Here is a 15472-nt window from a genome sequence, read left to right on the forward strand (position 1 = left end):
TACCGGAGCGCCTCCCCGCCCCGACGATCCGAGCCAGGCACCGGCATCACCGCGGCGACGCACCAGCGGCGGGCTTCGGCAACGCCAACACCCGCTGCGTTATCTCGTCGGCGAGCCTTAGCGCCGACATCGGTCCGCCAAACCCCCAGATGTTGCGCTCGACGAGCGCGACCCTGCCCGCCCGGCGCGCCGGCACGAACCGCCAGATTCTCGAATCGAGCTTCGCGTCGAGCGGCACGCCCGGCGCGGTCGCGCTCACGAACAGCACCGCGAGATCCGGCTGCTTCAGCAGATCCTCCGACGTCACGTACGCGGTGCCTTCGCGCGTCGGCTCGCCCGGCCACGGTTCGAGGCCGAGCGCGCGGGCGATGCCCGCCGACGCGCTGTTGCCCGTGAACGCCCAGTAGCGATCGGGCAGGCCGAGCTCCTGCAGCCATGCGACGCGCTCGCCCGCGCGCCCGGCCGCCGCGATCCGCCGCGCATCGCGCGCGAGCCCCGCGTCGACGCGCGCCTGAACCGCGCGCGCGGCGCGCTCGCGCCCGGTGAGGCAGCCGATCGTGCGCAGGATCGCGCGCGCCCAGTCGTACTGCGTGACCTGCCGGCCATCCTCGACGTAATTCGGGCTGTACTTGAACAGCACGGTCGGCGCGATCCGCGACAGCGCGTCGAAGATCGGTGCGTGGCGCAGCCCGACGCCGAGAATCAAAGCCGGCTTCGTGGCCGCGATCGCTTCGAGGCTCGGCTCCTGCCGCGTGCCGACGTCGGGCACGCGCGCGAGCCGTGCGTCCTCGTAGCCGATCCAGATCGGGTAATACGCGGGATCGGCCATGCCGACCGGCGTGATGTCGAGCGCCGCGAGATCCTCGGCGAACATGAATTCGAGCACGACGATGCGCGCCGGCCGCGCGGGCAGCGTGCGGCTGAACTGCGATACGGTCGGATCGTCGGCGAGCGGCCGGCAGACGCCCGGCGGCTCGCCGGCACGGGCGGGCGGCGCGAACGCCAGGGCGCCGGCGACGAGCCCCGCGGCGGCCGCGAGCGCGGCCGCAACATCGGCCGCCCGCGAGTGCGCCGCTCGCGCGCCCCGCGCCGTGCGGCTCGGCGGCGGCAAGCGCCACGCGCGCGTCACCGGCATCACCAGCCCCGCGCGCGTCGCCCGCATCGCCCGAACGAACGCCGCCGCCCGGCCGCCGATCGGCAACCAGGCGAATCGCGGCGCGCGCCGCGCTCGCGCCGTCAATGCGCGGCGTCCTGCTTCGCGAGCGCGTCGTCGCACATCGTCAACAACAGCGGACAGCTTCCACACAGTTGGTCTTCCCCAGGAATTTCATTGCGCAGGCAGCACACGCGGCGCGCGCGGAACGGATCGGGCAGCCGCGCCGAGCACGGCTTCACGCGGCGCACCGGCAGCCGCAGCGGATTCGCTTCGCCGTGGGCGTCGACGGGGCCGAACAGCCAAGCGGCGTCGGCCGCCGCGCGCGGCGCATCCGCGCATTGCTCGAACAGGTAGTCGAGCAAGTTGCCCGCGTTCGCCCACAGCACGCGCGGCGACAGCTTCGCGAGCGCGGCGAGCGCTTCGATCGTCGCGCGCAGATGATCGACGAGCGCCGCATAGCGCGGCGCCGGCTCGGCTTGCGCGGGCCGCAGCGCGTCCGCGTCGAAAATCAGCGCGACCGGCATTCCGGCGCGCAGCGCGACGCGCATGCGCGAAGGCGTCATGTCGAGCGGCCGGCCGAGCAGCAGCGCGGCCGCGAAGCCCGCCGACGCGGCCAGGTTGAAATAGTACTTGCTCCATTGCGACACGAGCGCACGCGCATGCGTGCACGCATCGCCGCCGTACAGCGCGACCATCGCGCCGACGAGCGCATCGCGCCTGAGCGCGAGCGCCGCGGCCGGGATCAGCTCCGGCGGCGCGCCGCCGTCGGCCGCAAGCGCGGGCTCGTCGCGCGCGTCGGGCGCGCCGAGCCACACGTGCTCGAGGTAATGCTCGATCGCGGCAGGCGCGAACGTCGAAAAGCGCGTCGCGCTCACCGCCCGCTCCGCCGCTCGCGCCGCGCTTCGGCGATCAGCAGCGCGAGCAGGTACGGCGCGCCGATCAGCGCGGTCAGCACGCCCGCCGGAATCTCGCGCGGCGCGAGCAGCGTGCGCGCGACGACATCGGCGGCGGCGAGCACCAGCGCGCCGCACGCGGCGGCCACCCACAGACGCGTCGCGTGCGTGCGCGCGCCGAGCATCGCCGCGAGATGCGGCGCCATCAGCCCGATGAAGCCGACCGGGCCGACCGCCGCGACCGCCGCGCAAGCCGCGAGCGTGGCGATCGTCAGCACGAGCGGCCGCAGCACGGCGATCGGCAAGCCGAGCGCGGCCGCCTGCTCGTCGCCGAGCGCGAGCAGATCGAGCGGCTTCGCGAGCAGCACGAGCGTCGGCACCGCGAGCGCGCACCACGGCAGCAGCGCGACGACCTCGCCCCAGCTACGCCCGTACGTGCCGCCGACGAGCCAGACGACAAAGCGCGCGGGCTGCACGCTCTCCTGCGTGATCAGCCACTGCGCGAGCGTCGTCCACAGCGTGCCGATCACGATGCCCGTCAGCGCGACGGCGAGCGGCGCATAGCGATGCCGGCGATTGAGCGCGAGCGTGAGCGCAAGCGTCGCGCCGCCGCCCGCGAGCGACGCGGCGACGAGCGTGCCGTGCGCGGCGAGCGGCCAGGCAACCAGCGTGGCGAGCGTCGCGAGCCCCGCGCCCTGCGTGACGCCGAGTACTTCGGGCCCCGCGAGCGGATTGCGCACGATGCTCTGCATCAGCACGCCGGACGCGCCGAGCAGCGCGCCCGCGAGCAACGCGCACAGGAGCCGCGGCGCGCGCAGATCGAGCACCATCCGCGCGACGTCGTCGCGCTGCGCGAGCGCCGCGAGCCAGCGTCCGGGGCCGATCCACACGGTGCCGAACGACGCGCCGACGACGAACACCGCGGCGCCCGCCGCCAGCAGCAGCGCCGCGACGGCCGGCCACGGCAGCGCGACGATCGCGCGCACGACGCGCGCGCCGCCGCGCGCGTTCGCCTGCACCTGCGCCGGCTGCTGCGCGGCGCCCGACCACGCCGCGCCGCGACGAATCATCGCGAGCATCAGCGGCGTGCCGACGAACGCGATCGCGACGCCCGTCGACAGCGTCGCATCGAGGCCGAGCGCGAGCACCGCGCTGTCGGTGACGAGCACGAGCGCGCCGCCCGCGAGCGCGGCGAGCGGCACGAGCGCGCCGAGCCTCGACGCCTTCGCGCCGCGCATCTGCCGGATCAGGTTGGGCGCGATCAGGCCGATGTACGACAGCGGCCCCGCGATGCTGACCGCGACGCTCGCGAAGCCGACCGCGACGACGGTGCCGGCGAGCCGCGTCGCGTCGACGCGCACGCCGGCCGCGGCCGCCGCGTCGTCGCCGAGCGCGAGCGGATCGAGCGGCCGGATCACGAGCGGCAGCGCGGCGAGCGGCGCGACGAGCCACAGCAGCGCGTCGCGCAGCCCGGCCGCGCCCGGCTGATACAGGCTGCCGCTCGCCCACAGCGATGCGCCGACCACCGTCTCCTCGAAGAACGCGAGCAACAGCGTCGTGACCGCCGAGAACAGCAGCATGCAGACGCTGCCCGCGAGAATGAGGCGCAGCGGCGTCGCGCGCCAGCCGCCGGCCGCGGCCGACACGCACGCGGCCGCAGCGAGCCCGCAGGCGAACAGCAGCGGCACCGACGCGTGGCCGGCGAGCGCCGGCACGAGCATCGCGGCGATGAGGCCGAGTTGCGCGCCGCCCGTGATGCCGAGCAGATCCGGCGCCGCGAGCGGATTGCGCGTGAGCGACTGGAACAGCGCGCCCGCGATCGCGAGGCAGCCGCCCGCGACGAGCGCCGCCGCGACGCGCGGCGCGGCCAGCTCGAACAGCATGATGTGCGCGAGCTGCGCGGCGTCGCTGCCCGCCGGCGCGGCGAGCCACACGTGCAACTCGGGCGCGAGCCGCATCGCGGCCGTGACGACGATCAGCGCGACGAGCGCCCCGCCGATCGCGCCGACACGGCCGCGCGTGGCCGAGCACGATGCCGGCGGCGTTTGCTGCGCGGATGCGCCGCGGCGCATCCGCTTGCGAACCGCGAGCGTCGTCATGCGGCGAGATCCCGTTGCGTGCGGGCGCCGGCACCGCGCTCGTCGAACGCATCGGCCGCACCGGACGTGCCGCGCTCGCCCATCGCGCCCGCCGGATCGGCATCGAGCACGCCCTCATACGCGGGCACGCACATCGGCGCGCCCGTGAGCGGATGCGCGGTCTTGAGCATCGTCACGCCGAACGCCGCCAGCAGGTGATGCGGCTCGAGCATCGCGTCGGGCGTGCCCTGCGCGACGATCCGCCCCGCGCGCATCAGCACGATCTCGTCGCTGTACGCGGCCGCCTGGTTCAGGTCGTGCAGCACCCAGACGATCGTGAGGCCCCGCTCGCGATTGAGCCGACGCAGCTCGCGCAGGATGTCGAGCTGGTGATGGATGTCGAGATAGGTGGTCGGCTCGTCGAGCAGCACGACGGGCGCCTGCTGCGCGAGCGCCATCGCGATCCATGCGCGCTGCCGCTCGCCGCCCGACAGCGCGGCCACGTCGCGCGCCGCGTCGGCTTCGAGGCCCGCCGTCGCGAGCGCCTCGTCGATCGCGTCGCGGTCCGCGCGCGCGAGCCCGCGCAGCCAGCCGCCGTGCGCGTAGCGGCCATACGCGACGAGCTCGCGCACCGTGAGCCCCGCGGGAATCTGGTTGAACTGCGCGAGCATCGTCAGCGTGCGCGCGAGCGCGCGCCGCCGGTACGAACCGAGCGGCGCGCCGTTGACTTCGACCGTGCCCGACAGCGCGGGCTGCAGCCCCGCGAGCGTGCGCAGCAGCGTGCTCTTGCCGCAGCCGTTCGGGCCGCACAGCGCGGTCACGCGCCCGGCCGCGACCGACAGATCGAGGCCGTCGAGCACCCGGTGATCCCGGTAGCCCACGCTCAACGCGCGCGCCGCGAGCGCCGGCACCGCTTTGTTGTTCATCGTGTCGTCATCCGCCCAATCCGCTAAGCACCGCCCGTTTCGCGGTGGCTGCGCGCCATCGCGACCACCACCTTGCGCGGCCCCTCGAACGGATCGCGCGCGTGCGCGCTCAGCATGTTGTCGAGCATCAGCACGTCGCCCGTGCGCCACGGGAACACGATCCGCTGGCCGTCGAGCACCGCGCGGATCTCGGCGAGCGCGTCCGGCTCGAGCGGCGCGCCGTCGCCGTAATAGACGTTGCGCGGCACGTTCTCGATGCCGACCGCGTCGACGAGCGCCTCCTGCATGTCCTCGTCGAGCGTCGACAGATGAAAGAGGTTCGCCTGGTTGAACCACACGAGCTCGCCCGTGCGCGGATGGCGCGCGACCGCCTGGCAGCGCTCGCGGGTGCGCAGGAGCGGCTCGCCGTCGTCGCCTTCGCGCCATTCGCAGTCGATCCCGCGCGCCGCGCAGATGCGCTCGACTTCGCGCGGATCGTCGGCGCCGAACGCCTGCTGCCACGGCAGATCGAGCCCCTGCCCGAAATTGCGCACGTACAGCAGCTCGCGTTCGGCGAAGCGCGCGGCGAGCGCCGGATCGAGCGCGCGATAGACCGCGCGGCTGTCGGCAATCGGCGTCGCGCCGCCCGTGCGCGCGGCGAGCGCGCAGTGGAACCAGATCCGCATCGGCCACTCGCGCGTGTACGACTGCTCGTTGTGCAGCGGAATCGAGCGGTGCGGCGGGTATTCGGTCGACGTGTAGACGGCGCCCTCGACCTGGCTGCGCGGCGTCGACGCGAACTCGTAGCCGATCAGCGGATCGCCGAAATCGGCCGCGAAGCGCTGGAACGTCTCGATCGACGCGACGCGAAAGCCCGTGAAGAGCACGCCGCCCGCGCGCTCGACGACGTCGTTCGCGATCTCGCGCAATAGCGGCGCGGCCTCGTGCAGCGCGATATCCGCGCCCTCGCGCGGCGACACGACGGTCGGCAGGCCGGGCTCGACGCGCAGATCGTCGAGCGTCGGGCGGGCTGCCGCGGCCGGCATCGAAAGCTGAGTCATCCGGAAATCCTTTTGCTCTGGCGATACGAACGATGCGAACGGAGCGCGCGCCGGATCACGACGCGTTCGCCCCATCCAGATGACGGCGCAGGCTCGCGGGACGCATGTCGGTCCACACGGCCTCGATGTGCGCGAGGCAATCGGCCTTCGGGCCGCGCACGCCGACTTCGCGCCAGCCGGCCGGCACCGCGCGGAACGTCGGCCAGATCGAGTACTGCTCTTCGTCGTTGACGACGACCGCGTAGACGACGTCGTCGGCGTTGGCGTCGGCGGGCGCGCTCGCGGATTGCTGGGCTTGCGTCATGATCGGGAAAGCTCGCTGGAAAAGTTCGAAGGACGGCGCGCCGGGCGCGCCGCGTTTACTCGATAGACGAATCGCGCACGCATTTTTTTACCGGCCGCGCGCGCGCGCCGCAAAACGCCGGGCACGCGAGCCCGCGCTCGGACGCGTCGACGCACGCGACGCAGTGCCGCTCGGCGTCGCGGACCATGAAATGCACGAGCGTCTGCGACACGTTCAGCGCGCGTGCGGCGCTCTGCAGCGTCTCCTCGCGCAGCCGGACCATCTCGAATGCGGCGCGGCTGCGCGCGGGCAGTTGCGCGAGCGCGTCGTACACGTGACGCAACGTGTCGCGCACGACGAGCGCCGCCTCCGGCGACAGCTCGGACGAAGGCACGTCGAGGCCGTCGTCCTCGTCCGCGTGGTAGGTGTTCTCGAGCGTCTGGCGGCGGCACGCGTCGATCGACGCGTTGCGAACCATCCGCGTCACGTACGCGACGGGCTGCCGGATCGCATCCTGGTTCGGGAAATCGACGAGCTTCACGAACACGTCGTGCACGACGTCCTCCGCGCGGCTCGCGCAGCCGACGAAGCCGCGCGCGAGCTTGACGAGCATCGGCCGGTTCGCGACCAGCACGTCGACGAGCGCGCCGTGCTCGCGCGCGCCCGGCGTGCGCGCCGCGGCGCGCGATGGTGCGCGCAAACCGGGCGCCGAGGCGGGCGCGAACGCCGCGTCCGAAGCGAGGATCGGTAACGGTTTTGCCGGCGCCGGCCGAGCGAGCACTTCCGCCATGGATTCTCCAGATATTTGCTCAATGGCAAGCAATCTAACGTAAACGCGAATCGTTCTCAATCTGATTTATTGATAACCCGATAATCTCGCGGGATTTGTCGTTTTGCAGCACTTCGCTCGTCGATCATTGCCGGCGGCGCAACGAACGGCGGTACGATCCTGCGTTCGCCCCCCCGCTCCGCCCCCCGGGGCCCTTTCGAATTTTCTTGATCGTCCGTCGACCGATGCCCGCCGTGATCGCCTGCCTGCACACCGCCGCCAGCAACGTGCCGCTCTTCGAGCAAGCGGCCGCCGCGCTCGGCTTCGCCGCGGGCGCGCTCACGCACGCGGTGCGCCCCGATCTGCTCGCCGCCGCCGAGCGCGCGGCCGAGACCGCCGCCGGCGCGCTGCCCGAGCCGCTCGCCGCGCACACTCGCGCGGCGCTCGTCGCGCTTGCGCGCGACGCCGATGCCGTGGTGCTCACGTGCTCGACGCTCGGGCCGAGCGTCGATGCGCTCGCCGCGCCCCCGAAATCGATCGTGCGCGCGGACGCGGCGCTCGCCCGCGCGTGCGCGCGCGCCGGCGAGCGGATCGCCGTGCTGTGCGCGGCGCCGAGCAGCGAGCGGCCGACGCGTGCATTGTTCGAGCGGGAAGCGCGCGCGACGGGCGCGCGGATGGAGGTGCGAATCGTCCCGGACGCGTGGGCGCGATTTCATGCGGGCGATGCGGCCGGCTATCGCGCGCGGCTCGCGCGGGCGGCCGACGCCGCGTATGCGCAAGGCTACGATGTCGTCGCGTTCGCGCAGGCGTCGATGGCGATCGCCGCGCCTGACGTGACGCTCGGGCCGCCGCCGCTCACGGTGCCCCGCGCCGCGCTCGCGCGCCTCTTGCGAACGTGATGCGCGCGGCCGGGCGGCCAGCCGGCGCGCGCGTGCATGCGATCTGCCGGCTCGAGATTGCGGCTCGCGAGATTGCCGGCCCGATGACGCCCCGCCGCGAAGCCCGCCCGCGCGCGCGGCGCCCGCGAACGGCGGGCGGCTATCGCGCGGTGTAGCCCCCGTCGACGGGCAGCGCGACGCCGCTCACCATCGCGGCCGCGTCGCTCAACAGGAACAGGATCGGCCCGACGACGTCCGCGACGCTCGCGAAGCGCCCGAGCGGAATCGCCGCGAGCATCGGCCCGCTCGCGTCGGGATCGCTCCATGCGCGCTCGGCCATCGGCGTGAGCGTGACGGTCGGATTGACGCTGTTCACGCGAACCCCGTGCGGCCCGAGCTCGACACACAGCACGCGCGTCATCGCGTCGAGCGCCGCCTTCGACGCGCAATAGGCGAGATGCGACGGCAGCGCGACGAGCGCCGCCTGGCTCGACACGTTGACGATGCTGCCGCCCCGCCCCGCGCTGATCATCGCGCGCGCGACATGCCGCGCGACCAGCATCGCGCCGCGCGCGTTGACGGCCATCACGCGGTCGAATTCGTCGGCCGTCGCGTCGATCGCCGCGGCGAGGCTCGTCACGCCCGCGCAGTTGACGAGCCCGTCGAACGCGTCGCGCATCCGCTCGCCGGAAAACGCCGCGCTCACCGACGCATCGCGGCCGACGTCGAGCTCGAGCGGCTCGCAGCCCGTCTCGCCGGCCAGCCGATCGAGCTCGCGCACGTTGCGCGCGGCCGCGACGACGCGCGCGCCGCAGCCGCGCAGCGCGACGACCGCGGCGCGGCCGATCCCGCTCGATGCGCCCGTCACGAGGAACGACCGGCCATTGAAATCGAAAGCGACGCTCATGATGTCTGCAATCCGTGCATGAAGGGTTTGAGCGCCGGATAGAGCCCGGCGTACAGCGCGAAGCGCGCGTCGTGCAACGCCGCGTGCCGCGCGTCGGGGCGCGCGCGCTCGGCGAGCGTGACCCAGCCGCGCCGCGCGGCGTCGCGCGATATGCGCCCCGCGCCGAGCGCGGCGAGCAGCGCCGCGCCCATCGCCGCCTCGACGTCCTCGGCGATCGTCCACACCGGGTAGCCCGTGATGTCGGCGATGCTCTGCATCCACAGATCCGAATGCGCGGCGCCGCCGACCACGACGAGCCGATCGTCGAGCGCGCGCGCGCCGGCCGCGCCCGCCTCGATGTTGTGCCTGAGCGCATACGCGAGCCCTTCGAGCACCGCGCGATACAGATGCGCGCGCGTGTGATGCAGCGACAGGCCGACGAACGCGCCGCTCGCCTTCGGGTCCCACACCGGGCTGCGCTCGCCCATCAGGTACGGCAGGAACAGCACGCCGTCGCTGCCCGCGCTCACCCGCGCGGCGGCGGCTTCGAGCAGGCGGTGCGCGTCGCCGCCCGGCGCCGCGCGCGCGGCCTCGATTTCCGCGTGGCAGAACTGCTCTCGGAACCACGATACCGACGCGCCCGCCGTGATCGCGCCGCCGAACACGTACAGGTCGCGCCGGCCGTCGAACACGTGCGGCATGCTGACGAGCCCGTGCCGCGCGTCGGTCGTCTCCGCGATGTAGCCCCAGCACATGCTCGTGCCGATCATCGCGACGTGCTGGCCACGGCGCGCCGCGCCCGCCGCGAACGTCGCGACGGCCGCGTCGACGCCGCCCGCGACGACGGGCGTGCCCGCCGCGAGGCCGAGCGCGCGCGCCCATTGCGCGAGAAGCCCGCCCACCACCGCGTCCGAATCGACGAGCCGCTCGGGCATCATCGTCGCGGGGATGCCGAGCATGTCGAGCGCCTCGTGGGACCAGTCGCGGCGGCCCAGGTCATAGACGCCGCCGATGTTGCCCGCCGCGCTGTGATCGACCGCGAGCTCGCCCGTCAGCCGATACGCGACGTACGCGTTCGGCGGCACGAAGTAGCGGATGTTCGCCCACACGTCGGGGCGCTTCTCGCGCAGCCACAGCATCTTCGTGTAGCCGTAGTAGCTGTCGACGCCGTTGCCCGTGATCTCGCGAAGCCGCGCGACGTCGACGTGCGCGCGCACCCAGTCGACCTCGTCGGTCGCGCGCCGGTCCATCCAGATCAGGCACGGATGGACCGGGCGCATCTCGCGATCGACTGGAATGCCCGAGCCGCCGTACAGGCTGCTCACGCACAGCGCCTCGATCGACTCGGCGCCGATGCCGGCCGCGCGCGCGCCGGCCACGACGCGCGCGATGCATTCGCACACCGCGTCGAACCACACGTGCGGCCACTGCTCGGCCCACCGCGCCTTCGGCGTGTCCGGCCGGTACGCCGCCGCGTGCTGCGCGACGATCGCGCCGTCGATGCCGACGAGGACCGCCTTCGTGCTCTGGGTGCCGATGTCGACACCAATCACGCATGCCATATCGCCTCCGCGTTTCGATGAGCGGCGCACTCAGCCGCGCGGCTTCATCAGCACCTTGATCGAGCCGAGCGAGTTCGCGACCCGGATCGCCTCGTCCCATTCTTCGAGCGAGAAGCCGTGCGTGACGATGCCCTTCGACGTGACGAGCCCGCGCGCGAGCAGATCGATCGCGACAGGATAGCAATACGGGCCGAGATGCGCGCCGCGCACGTCGAGCTCCTTGCGATCGCCGATGATCGACCAGTCGAGCGCCGTGTCCTTGCCGAACACCGAGAACTCGACGAAGCGGCCGAGCTTGCGGATCAGGCTCATCCCCTGCGTGACGCCCGCCGGCACGCCGGTCGTCTCGATGTAGACGTCGCAGCCGTAGCCGCCCGTCAGCTCGTGCACGATCGCGAGCGCGTCCTCGCGCGTCGGGTCGATCGTCACGTCCGCGCCGTATTCGCGCGCGAGCGCGAGCCGTTCGCCGACGGGATCGATCACGACGAGCCGCTTCGGCGTCTTCAGCTTCGCGACCTGCGTCATCATCAGGCCGAGCGGCCCCGCGCCCGCGATCACGACGACGTCGTCGAGCTGGATGTCGCCGCGATTGACCGTGTGGATCGCGCACGCGAGCGGCTCGATGATCGCCGCGTCCTCGAGCGAGATGCCGAGCGGAATCCGGTGGACGATCGCGGTGGACGGAATCCGCATGTACTCGGCCATCCCGCCGTCGGCGACTTCTCGCTGGAAGCCGAAGATGTTGTGGACCTCGCACATCCAGTACTGGCCCGACTTGCAGTAGCGGCAATTGCCGCACGGCACGATCTGCTCGGCGATCACGCGATCGCCGAGCGCGACGCCGAAGTGCTCGGCCGCGCCCTCGCCCAGTTCCTCGACATGGCCGAAGAACTCGTGGCCGGGAATCACGGGCGCCTTGACCCACGGGCTCGGGCCGCCCCAGAACATCTTCGCGCCGGAATGGCACTTGCAGTCGCTCGCGCAGATTCCGCACGCGCCGATGCGGATCACGAGCTCGCGCGCGTTCGCGCGCGGCTTCGCGACGCGCTCGACGCGATAGTCCTCGGGGGCGTGGCAGACGATCGCCGTCATCTGCTGCGTGTCGTCGTTTCGATTCGTCATGGTTTCGGTTTGCCTGGCTGGGTTCGAAGAAATGAAATGCCGGATGAAGCGGCGGGCGGGCGAACGCGCCGGGCGGGCCGCCGCTCGCCGCGACGCCGCGCGCCGCGCACATCGACGTCGCGAGCGCCGCGAAGCTCACTTGCGGCGCTCGCGGCCGATGTAGATCGCGAGCAGGATGATTGCGCCCTTGATCACGTTCTGCACGTAGGGATTCACGCCGATCATGTTCAGGCCGTTGTTCAGCACGCCGAGCAGCAGCGCGCCCACGAGCGTGCCGACGATCGAGCCGCGCCCGCCCGCGATCGACGTGCCGCCCATCACGACGGCCGCGATCGCGTCGAGCTCGAAGCCGACGCCCGCGTTCGGCTGTCCGCTCATCAGGCGTCCCGTCAGCACGATCGCGGCGAGCGCGGACGTGAGCCCCGCGAACGTGTAGACGGCAAGCTTCACGCGCGCGACGCGCACGCCCGAGAGCCGCGTCGCGTGCTCGTTGCCGCCGATCGCGTAGACGTAGCGGCCGAACGGCATGCGCTCGAGCATGAGCCACGCGAGCGCGTAGACGACGAGCATCGTCAGCACGGGCGCCGGCACGCCGAGCGCCTTGCCGCTGCCGAAGAAGCGGACCCAGTCGGGCAGCCCGTCGATCGGATAGCCGCCCGTGTAGATGAGCGCGAGGCCGCGCGCGATGCCCATCGTCGCGAGCGTGACGATGATGGGCGGCATCCCGGCGAACGCGACGAAAAAGCCGTTCGCCGCGCCGAGCGCGACCCCGACGCCGATGCCCGCGGCAAGCGCCGCCGCGCCGTTCACACCCGCGACGAGCAGGCCCGCCGTCAGCGTGCCGGACAGCGCCATCGCCGAGCCGACCGACAGATCGATGCCGCCCGTCAGGATCACGCAGGTCATGCCGACGCCGATGATCGCGTTGATCGACACCTGCCGCAGCACGTTCTCGAGGTTCGCCGCGCTCAGGAAGCCGTCGCTCGCGAACATCATCGCGACGCACACGGCGACGAGCCCGACGAGCGGGTAGAACGTCGTCGAGCGCCTGAGCGCGGCAAGCGCGCGCCGCGCCCGCGAGCCGGCGGGCAGCGGCGCGCCGGGCGCCCCGATCTGCGCCGCCCCCGCGGCGGCGGGCGCGGAAGAAGACGACGACGGCGTCGCCGTCCGGTCATGCATGTTCATGATTCGCTCCGCGTGCGTCCGAAGTCGCATAAGTCATCACCGTGTTCGCGTCGATCGCGTCGCCGTCGAGCACCGCCTCGATGCGCCCCTGCCGGAACACCGCGACGCGGTCGCACATGCCGACGATCTCCGGCAGCTCGCTCGAGATCAGCACGATCGAATAGCCGCGCGCGGTCAGCTCGCGCATCAGCTGGTAGATTTCCGCCTTCGCGCCGATGTCGATGCCGCGCGTCGGCTCGTCGAAGATCAGAATCCGCGTGTGGTGGTTGAGCCAGCGCGCGATCACGACCTTCTGCTGGTTGCCGCCCGACAGCGTGTCGACGCGCGTGTCGGGCGTCGGCGCCTTCACGCCGAGCCGTTTCATCAGCTCGCGCGTCGCGCGCGCCTCGGCCGCCGCGTCGACGAACCAGCGCAGGCGGCGATGCTTGCCGAGGTTGTTGATCGCGACGTTGTGCCGGATCGAGAACTCGGTGATGAGCCCCTGCGTCTTGCGACTCTCCGGCAGGAGGCCGATGCCCGCGGCGAGCGCGTCGGCGGGGCCCGAAAGGCGCACCGCGCGCCCGCGCAAGCGCATGCGCCGCACCCGCGCGGGCTTCGCGCCGATCAGCGCGAGCGCGCTCGACGTGCGCCCCGAGCCGACGAGGCCCGCGAAGCCGAGAATCTCGCCCTCGCGCAGCGCGAAGCGGTTCACCGGCCCGTTCTCGCGCACCTGCAGCGCGTCCACTTCGAGCACCGCCGCCGCGTCGCGCGCGAGCGGCGGCTTCGGCGGAAAGCTGTGCTCGATCCGCCGGCCGACCATCATCTCGACGAGCGCGCCGACGTCGGTGCGCGCGCGCTGCGTCGTGCCGACGTACTGCCCGTCGCGCAGCACGGTGATCCGGTCGCACACCTCGAAGATCTCGTCGAGATGGTGCGAGATGAAGATCATCGCGACGCCCTGGCGCTTCAACTCGCGCATCACGCCGAACAGGCGCGCGGCCTCGGCGGGCGTGAGCGTCGCGGTCGGCTCGTCGAGGATCAGCACCCTCGCGTCGAGCGACAGCGCCTTGCCGATCTCGACGAACTGCTGCTGCGCAACCGACAGCTCGCGCACGGGCGCCGACAGGTCGACCGCCATGCCGAGCCGCGCGAAGATGTCCGCCGCGGCGCGCCGCATCCGCGCGCGGTCGCGCAACCCGAGCCGGCCGCGCCACTCGCGGCCGAGAAACAGGTTGTCGACCGCGTTCAGATCCGGAATCAGGCTGAACTCCTGGAACACGATGCCGACGCCCGCCGCGATCGCGTCGTGATGGTTCGCGAAGCGCCGCGGCTCGCCGTCGATCGCGATCGTGCCTTCGTCCGGCGGGTAGATCCCGCAGAGAATCTTCATCAGCGTCGACTTGCCCGCGCCGTTCTCGCCGAGCAGCGCGTGAATCTCGCCGCGCGCGACCCGCAGATCGATTCCGCGCAGCGCGACCACGCCCGGGAACCGCTTCGTGATGCCGGTGAGCGCCAATATCGTGTCCATCGCTTCCTCGCTCGCGCGCGCGGCGCTCTTCGCCGCATCCGTCACGTTCGCCGCATCCTCCGCATCCGTCGCGGCGCGGCGCGCGTCACTCGCTTCGTCCATGCCGTCGCCCATGTCGCCGGCCGCGTCGTTGCGCCCGCTCACCAACTGAAGGTCTTCGCGTTGCCCCTGTCGATCAGCTTCACGTCGACCGGAATCGCCTTCGGCACATGGGCGCCCCACTTCTTCGCGAGCCCGATGCCGATCGCGAGGCGGATCTGGTCGCGCGGAAACTGCGCGGACGTTTCGATGAGCTTCGAGTTCGGCTTCTGCATCGCGGCGATCGCCTCCGGCGCGCCGTCGACGCTCGTCAGCTTGATGTCCTTGCCCGATGCCTCGATCGCGGACAGCGCGCCCATCGAGCCGCCGTCGTTGACGCTGAACACGCCCTTCAGCAACGGGTGCGCCTGGATCATGTTCTCGGTGACGGTGAGCGCGCTCGCGCGCTCCTGCTTGCCGTTCTGCACGTCGACGATCTTCACGTTCGGGAATTTCGCGAGCGCCGCGCGGCAGCCGCGCACGCGCTCGAGAATCGGCACGACCGGGATGCCGTCGAGGATCGCGACCTCGCCGCTGCCGCCGATCGCCTTCGCGAGGTAGTCGCACGACATCGCGCCCGCGTCGAAGTTCTTCGAGCCGACGAACGCATCGACCGGGCCGTTCGCGTTCGCGTCCACCGCGATGACGACCGCGCCCGCCTTCTTCGCCGACACGACGGCCGACTGGATGCCTGTCGAATCGGTCGGATTCACGAGCAGGATGTCGATCTTCTTCTGCAGCATGTCCTCGACGTCGCTCACCTGCTTGCTGACGTCGTGATGCGCGTCGGTGACGATCACCTGCGCGCCGATCGACGCGGCCGCTTCGTTGAGCGCCTTTTGCATCGTCACGAAGTACGGGTTGTTCAGCTCCTGGAACGTCATGCCGATCTTCAGCGGCGCCGCGTGCGCGACGCCCGCACCTGCGGCGCAGAAAAGCGCGAGCGCCGCGGCGCGCAGCATGCGCGCGGCCCGGTTGCCGGAAAGCGGCGTCGAGGAAGCGATAAGCATCATGGTTGTCTCCGTTTTCTAGGTATGAGCGCGCCCCGCACGCCGCGAAAGCGGCGCGCCTCACGACGCGTTTTGGGCTGGGTTGCTCGGGAGCGCGGG

14 protein-coding genes are annotated in these 15472 nt (G+C 72.2%); 1 reads left to right on the forward strand and 13 read right to left on the reverse strand.

Annotation, left to right across the window (positions count from 1 at the left end):
• Positions 1–46 precede the first annotated feature (46 nt).
• Genes BTH_RS24560 through BTH_RS24590 form a run of 7 tightly spaced genes read right to left on the reverse strand, consistent with a single transcriptional unit; the run spans position 47 to position 7166 of the window.
• On the reverse strand, positions 47–1240 hold the full coding sequence (locus BTH_RS24560; RefSeq protein WP_025988534.1) for an ABC transporter substrate-binding protein: 1194 nt from the start codon (positions 1238–1240) through the stop codon (positions 47–49).
• Complete coding sequence (gene fhuF / locus BTH_RS24565; protein WP_009891208.1) at positions 1237–2031, reverse strand: siderophore-iron reductase FhuF; 795 nt, start codon at positions 2029–2031, stop codon at positions 1237–1239. Before fhuF ends, BTH_RS24560 begins: the two co-directional genes overlap by 4 nt.
• Positions 2028–4148 (reverse strand): Fe(3+)-hydroxamate ABC transporter permease FhuB, encoded by a 2121-nt coding sequence (fhuB, locus tag BTH_RS24570; protein ID WP_009891209.1) that lies wholly within the window; start codon positions 4146–4148, stop codon positions 2028–2030. The genes fhuF and fhuB overlap by 4 nt, the downstream gene beginning before the upstream one ends.
• Positions 4145–5053, reverse strand: a complete 909-nt coding sequence (locus BTH_RS24575; RefSeq protein WP_009891211.1) for an ABC transporter ATP-binding protein — start codon at positions 5051–5053, stop codon at positions 4145–4147. Before BTH_RS24575 ends, fhuB begins: the two co-directional genes overlap by 4 nt.
• Before the next feature lie 23 nt (positions 5054–5076).
• Entirely contained in the window at positions 5077–6093 is a 1017-nt protein-coding gene (locus tag BTH_RS24580; protein ID WP_009891213.1) for a TauD/TfdA family dioxygenase, read from the reverse strand.
• A 55-nt stretch (positions 6094–6148) separates the two neighbouring features.
• Positions 6149–6397 (reverse strand): MbtH family protein, encoded by a 249-nt coding sequence (locus tag BTH_RS24585; protein ID WP_009891215.1) that lies wholly within the window; start codon positions 6395–6397, stop codon positions 6149–6151.
• Between the two features lie 55 nt (positions 6398–6452).
• On the reverse strand, positions 6453–7166 hold the full coding sequence (locus BTH_RS24590; protein ID WP_009891217.1) for an RNA polymerase factor sigma-70: 714 nt from the start codon (positions 7164–7166) through the stop codon (positions 6453–6455).
• 224 nt (positions 7167–7390) lie between these two features.
• Here BTH_RS24590 and BTH_RS24595 point away from each other — a divergent pair, with 224 nt between their 5' ends.
• Complete coding sequence (locus tag BTH_RS24595; RefSeq protein ID WP_025369388.1) at positions 7391–8044, forward strand: aspartate/glutamate racemase family protein; 654 nt, start codon at positions 7391–7393, stop codon at positions 8042–8044.
• Positions 8045–8183: 139 nt separating this feature from the next.
• Here the strand turns inward: BTH_RS24595 and BTH_RS24605 are convergent, their stop codons facing one another.
• From BTH_RS24605 to BTH_RS24630, 6 genes are all read right to left on the reverse strand, one after another.
• Complete coding sequence (locus tag BTH_RS24605) at positions 8184–8930, reverse strand: SDR family oxidoreductase (RefSeq protein ID WP_009891222.1); 747 nt, start codon at positions 8928–8930, stop codon at positions 8184–8186.
• The gene (locus BTH_RS24610) at positions 8927–10471 is read right to left on the reverse strand and encodes an FGGY-family carbohydrate kinase (protein ID WP_009891223.1); all 1545 of its coding nucleotides are present in this window, start codon (positions 10469–10471) and stop codon (positions 8927–8929) included. Before BTH_RS24610 ends, BTH_RS24605 begins: the two co-directional genes overlap by 4 nt.
• A gap of 30 nt (positions 10472–10501) precedes the next feature.
• Entirely contained in the window at positions 10502–11593 is a 1092-nt protein-coding gene (locus BTH_RS24615) for an erythritol/L-threitol dehydrogenase (protein WP_009891224.1), read from the reverse strand.
• A gap of 135 nt (positions 11594–11728) precedes the next feature.
• Complete coding sequence (locus BTH_RS24620) at positions 11729–12772, reverse strand: ABC transporter permease (protein WP_009891225.1); 1044 nt, start codon at positions 12770–12772, stop codon at positions 11729–11731.
• Positions 12765–14432: a sugar ABC transporter ATP-binding protein gene (locus BTH_RS24625; protein ID WP_025369390.1), complete on the reverse strand. Its 1668-nt coding sequence runs from the start codon at positions 14430–14432 to the stop codon at positions 12765–12767. Before BTH_RS24625 ends, BTH_RS24620 begins: the two co-directional genes overlap by 8 nt.
• Complete coding sequence (locus BTH_RS24630) at positions 14426–15376, reverse strand: ABC transporter substrate-binding protein (RefSeq protein ID WP_009891227.1); 951 nt, start codon at positions 15374–15376, stop codon at positions 14426–14428. The genes BTH_RS24625 and BTH_RS24630 overlap by 7 nt, the downstream gene beginning before the upstream one ends.
• Positions 15377–15472 lie beyond the last annotated feature (96 nt).

Origin of the sequence: Burkholderia thailandensis E264 (assembly GCF_000012365.1) — a bacterium.
Taxonomy (GTDB): Bacteria; Pseudomonadota; Gammaproteobacteria; order Burkholderiales; family Burkholderiaceae; genus Burkholderia; species Burkholderia thailandensis.

Excerpts from the sequence above, each read along its gene's own strand:
- fhuB (WP_009891209.1), bottom strand. The coding sequence starts at position 4,148 with ATGACGACGCTCGCGGTTCGCAAGCGGATGCGCCGCGGCGCATCCGCG.
- BTH_RS24585 (WP_009891215.1), bottom strand. The coding sequence starts at position 6,397 with ATGACGCAAGCCCAGCAATCCGCGAGCGCGCCCGCCGACGCCAACGCC.
- BTH_RS24615 (WP_009891224.1), bottom strand. The coding sequence starts at position 11,593 with ATGACGAATCGAAACGACGACACGCAGCAGATGACGGCGATCGTCTGC.
- BTH_RS24580 (WP_009891213.1), bottom strand. The coding sequence starts at position 6,093 with ATGACTCAGCTTTCGATGCCGGCCGCGGCAGCCCGCCCGACGCTCGAC.
- BTH_RS24610 (WP_009891223.1), bottom strand. The coding sequence starts at position 10,471 with ATGGCATGCGTGATTGGTGTCGACATCGGCACCCAGAGCACGAAGGCG.
- BTH_RS24595 (WP_025369388.1), top strand. The coding sequence starts at position 7,391 with ATGCCCGCCGTGATCGCCTGCCTGCACACCGCCGCCAGCAACGTGCCG.
- BTH_RS24575 (WP_009891211.1), bottom strand. The coding sequence starts at position 5,053 with ATGAACAACAAAGCGGTGCCGGCGCTCGCGGCGCGCGCGTTGAGCGTG.
- BTH_RS24605 (WP_009891222.1), bottom strand. The coding sequence starts at position 8,930 with ATGAGCGTCGCTTTCGATTTCAATGGCCGGTCGTTCCTCGTGACGGGC.
- BTH_RS24590 (WP_009891217.1), bottom strand. The coding sequence starts at position 7,166 with ATGGCGGAAGTGCTCGCTCGGCCGGCGCCGGCAAAACCGTTACCGATC.
- BTH_RS24630 (WP_009891227.1), bottom strand. The coding sequence starts at position 15,376 with ATGATGCTTATCGCTTCCTCGACGCCGCTTTCCGGCAACCGGGCCGCG.
- BTH_RS24620 (WP_009891225.1), bottom strand. The coding sequence starts at position 12,772 with ATGCATGACCGGACGGCGACGCCGTCGTCGTCTTCTTCCGCGCCCGCC.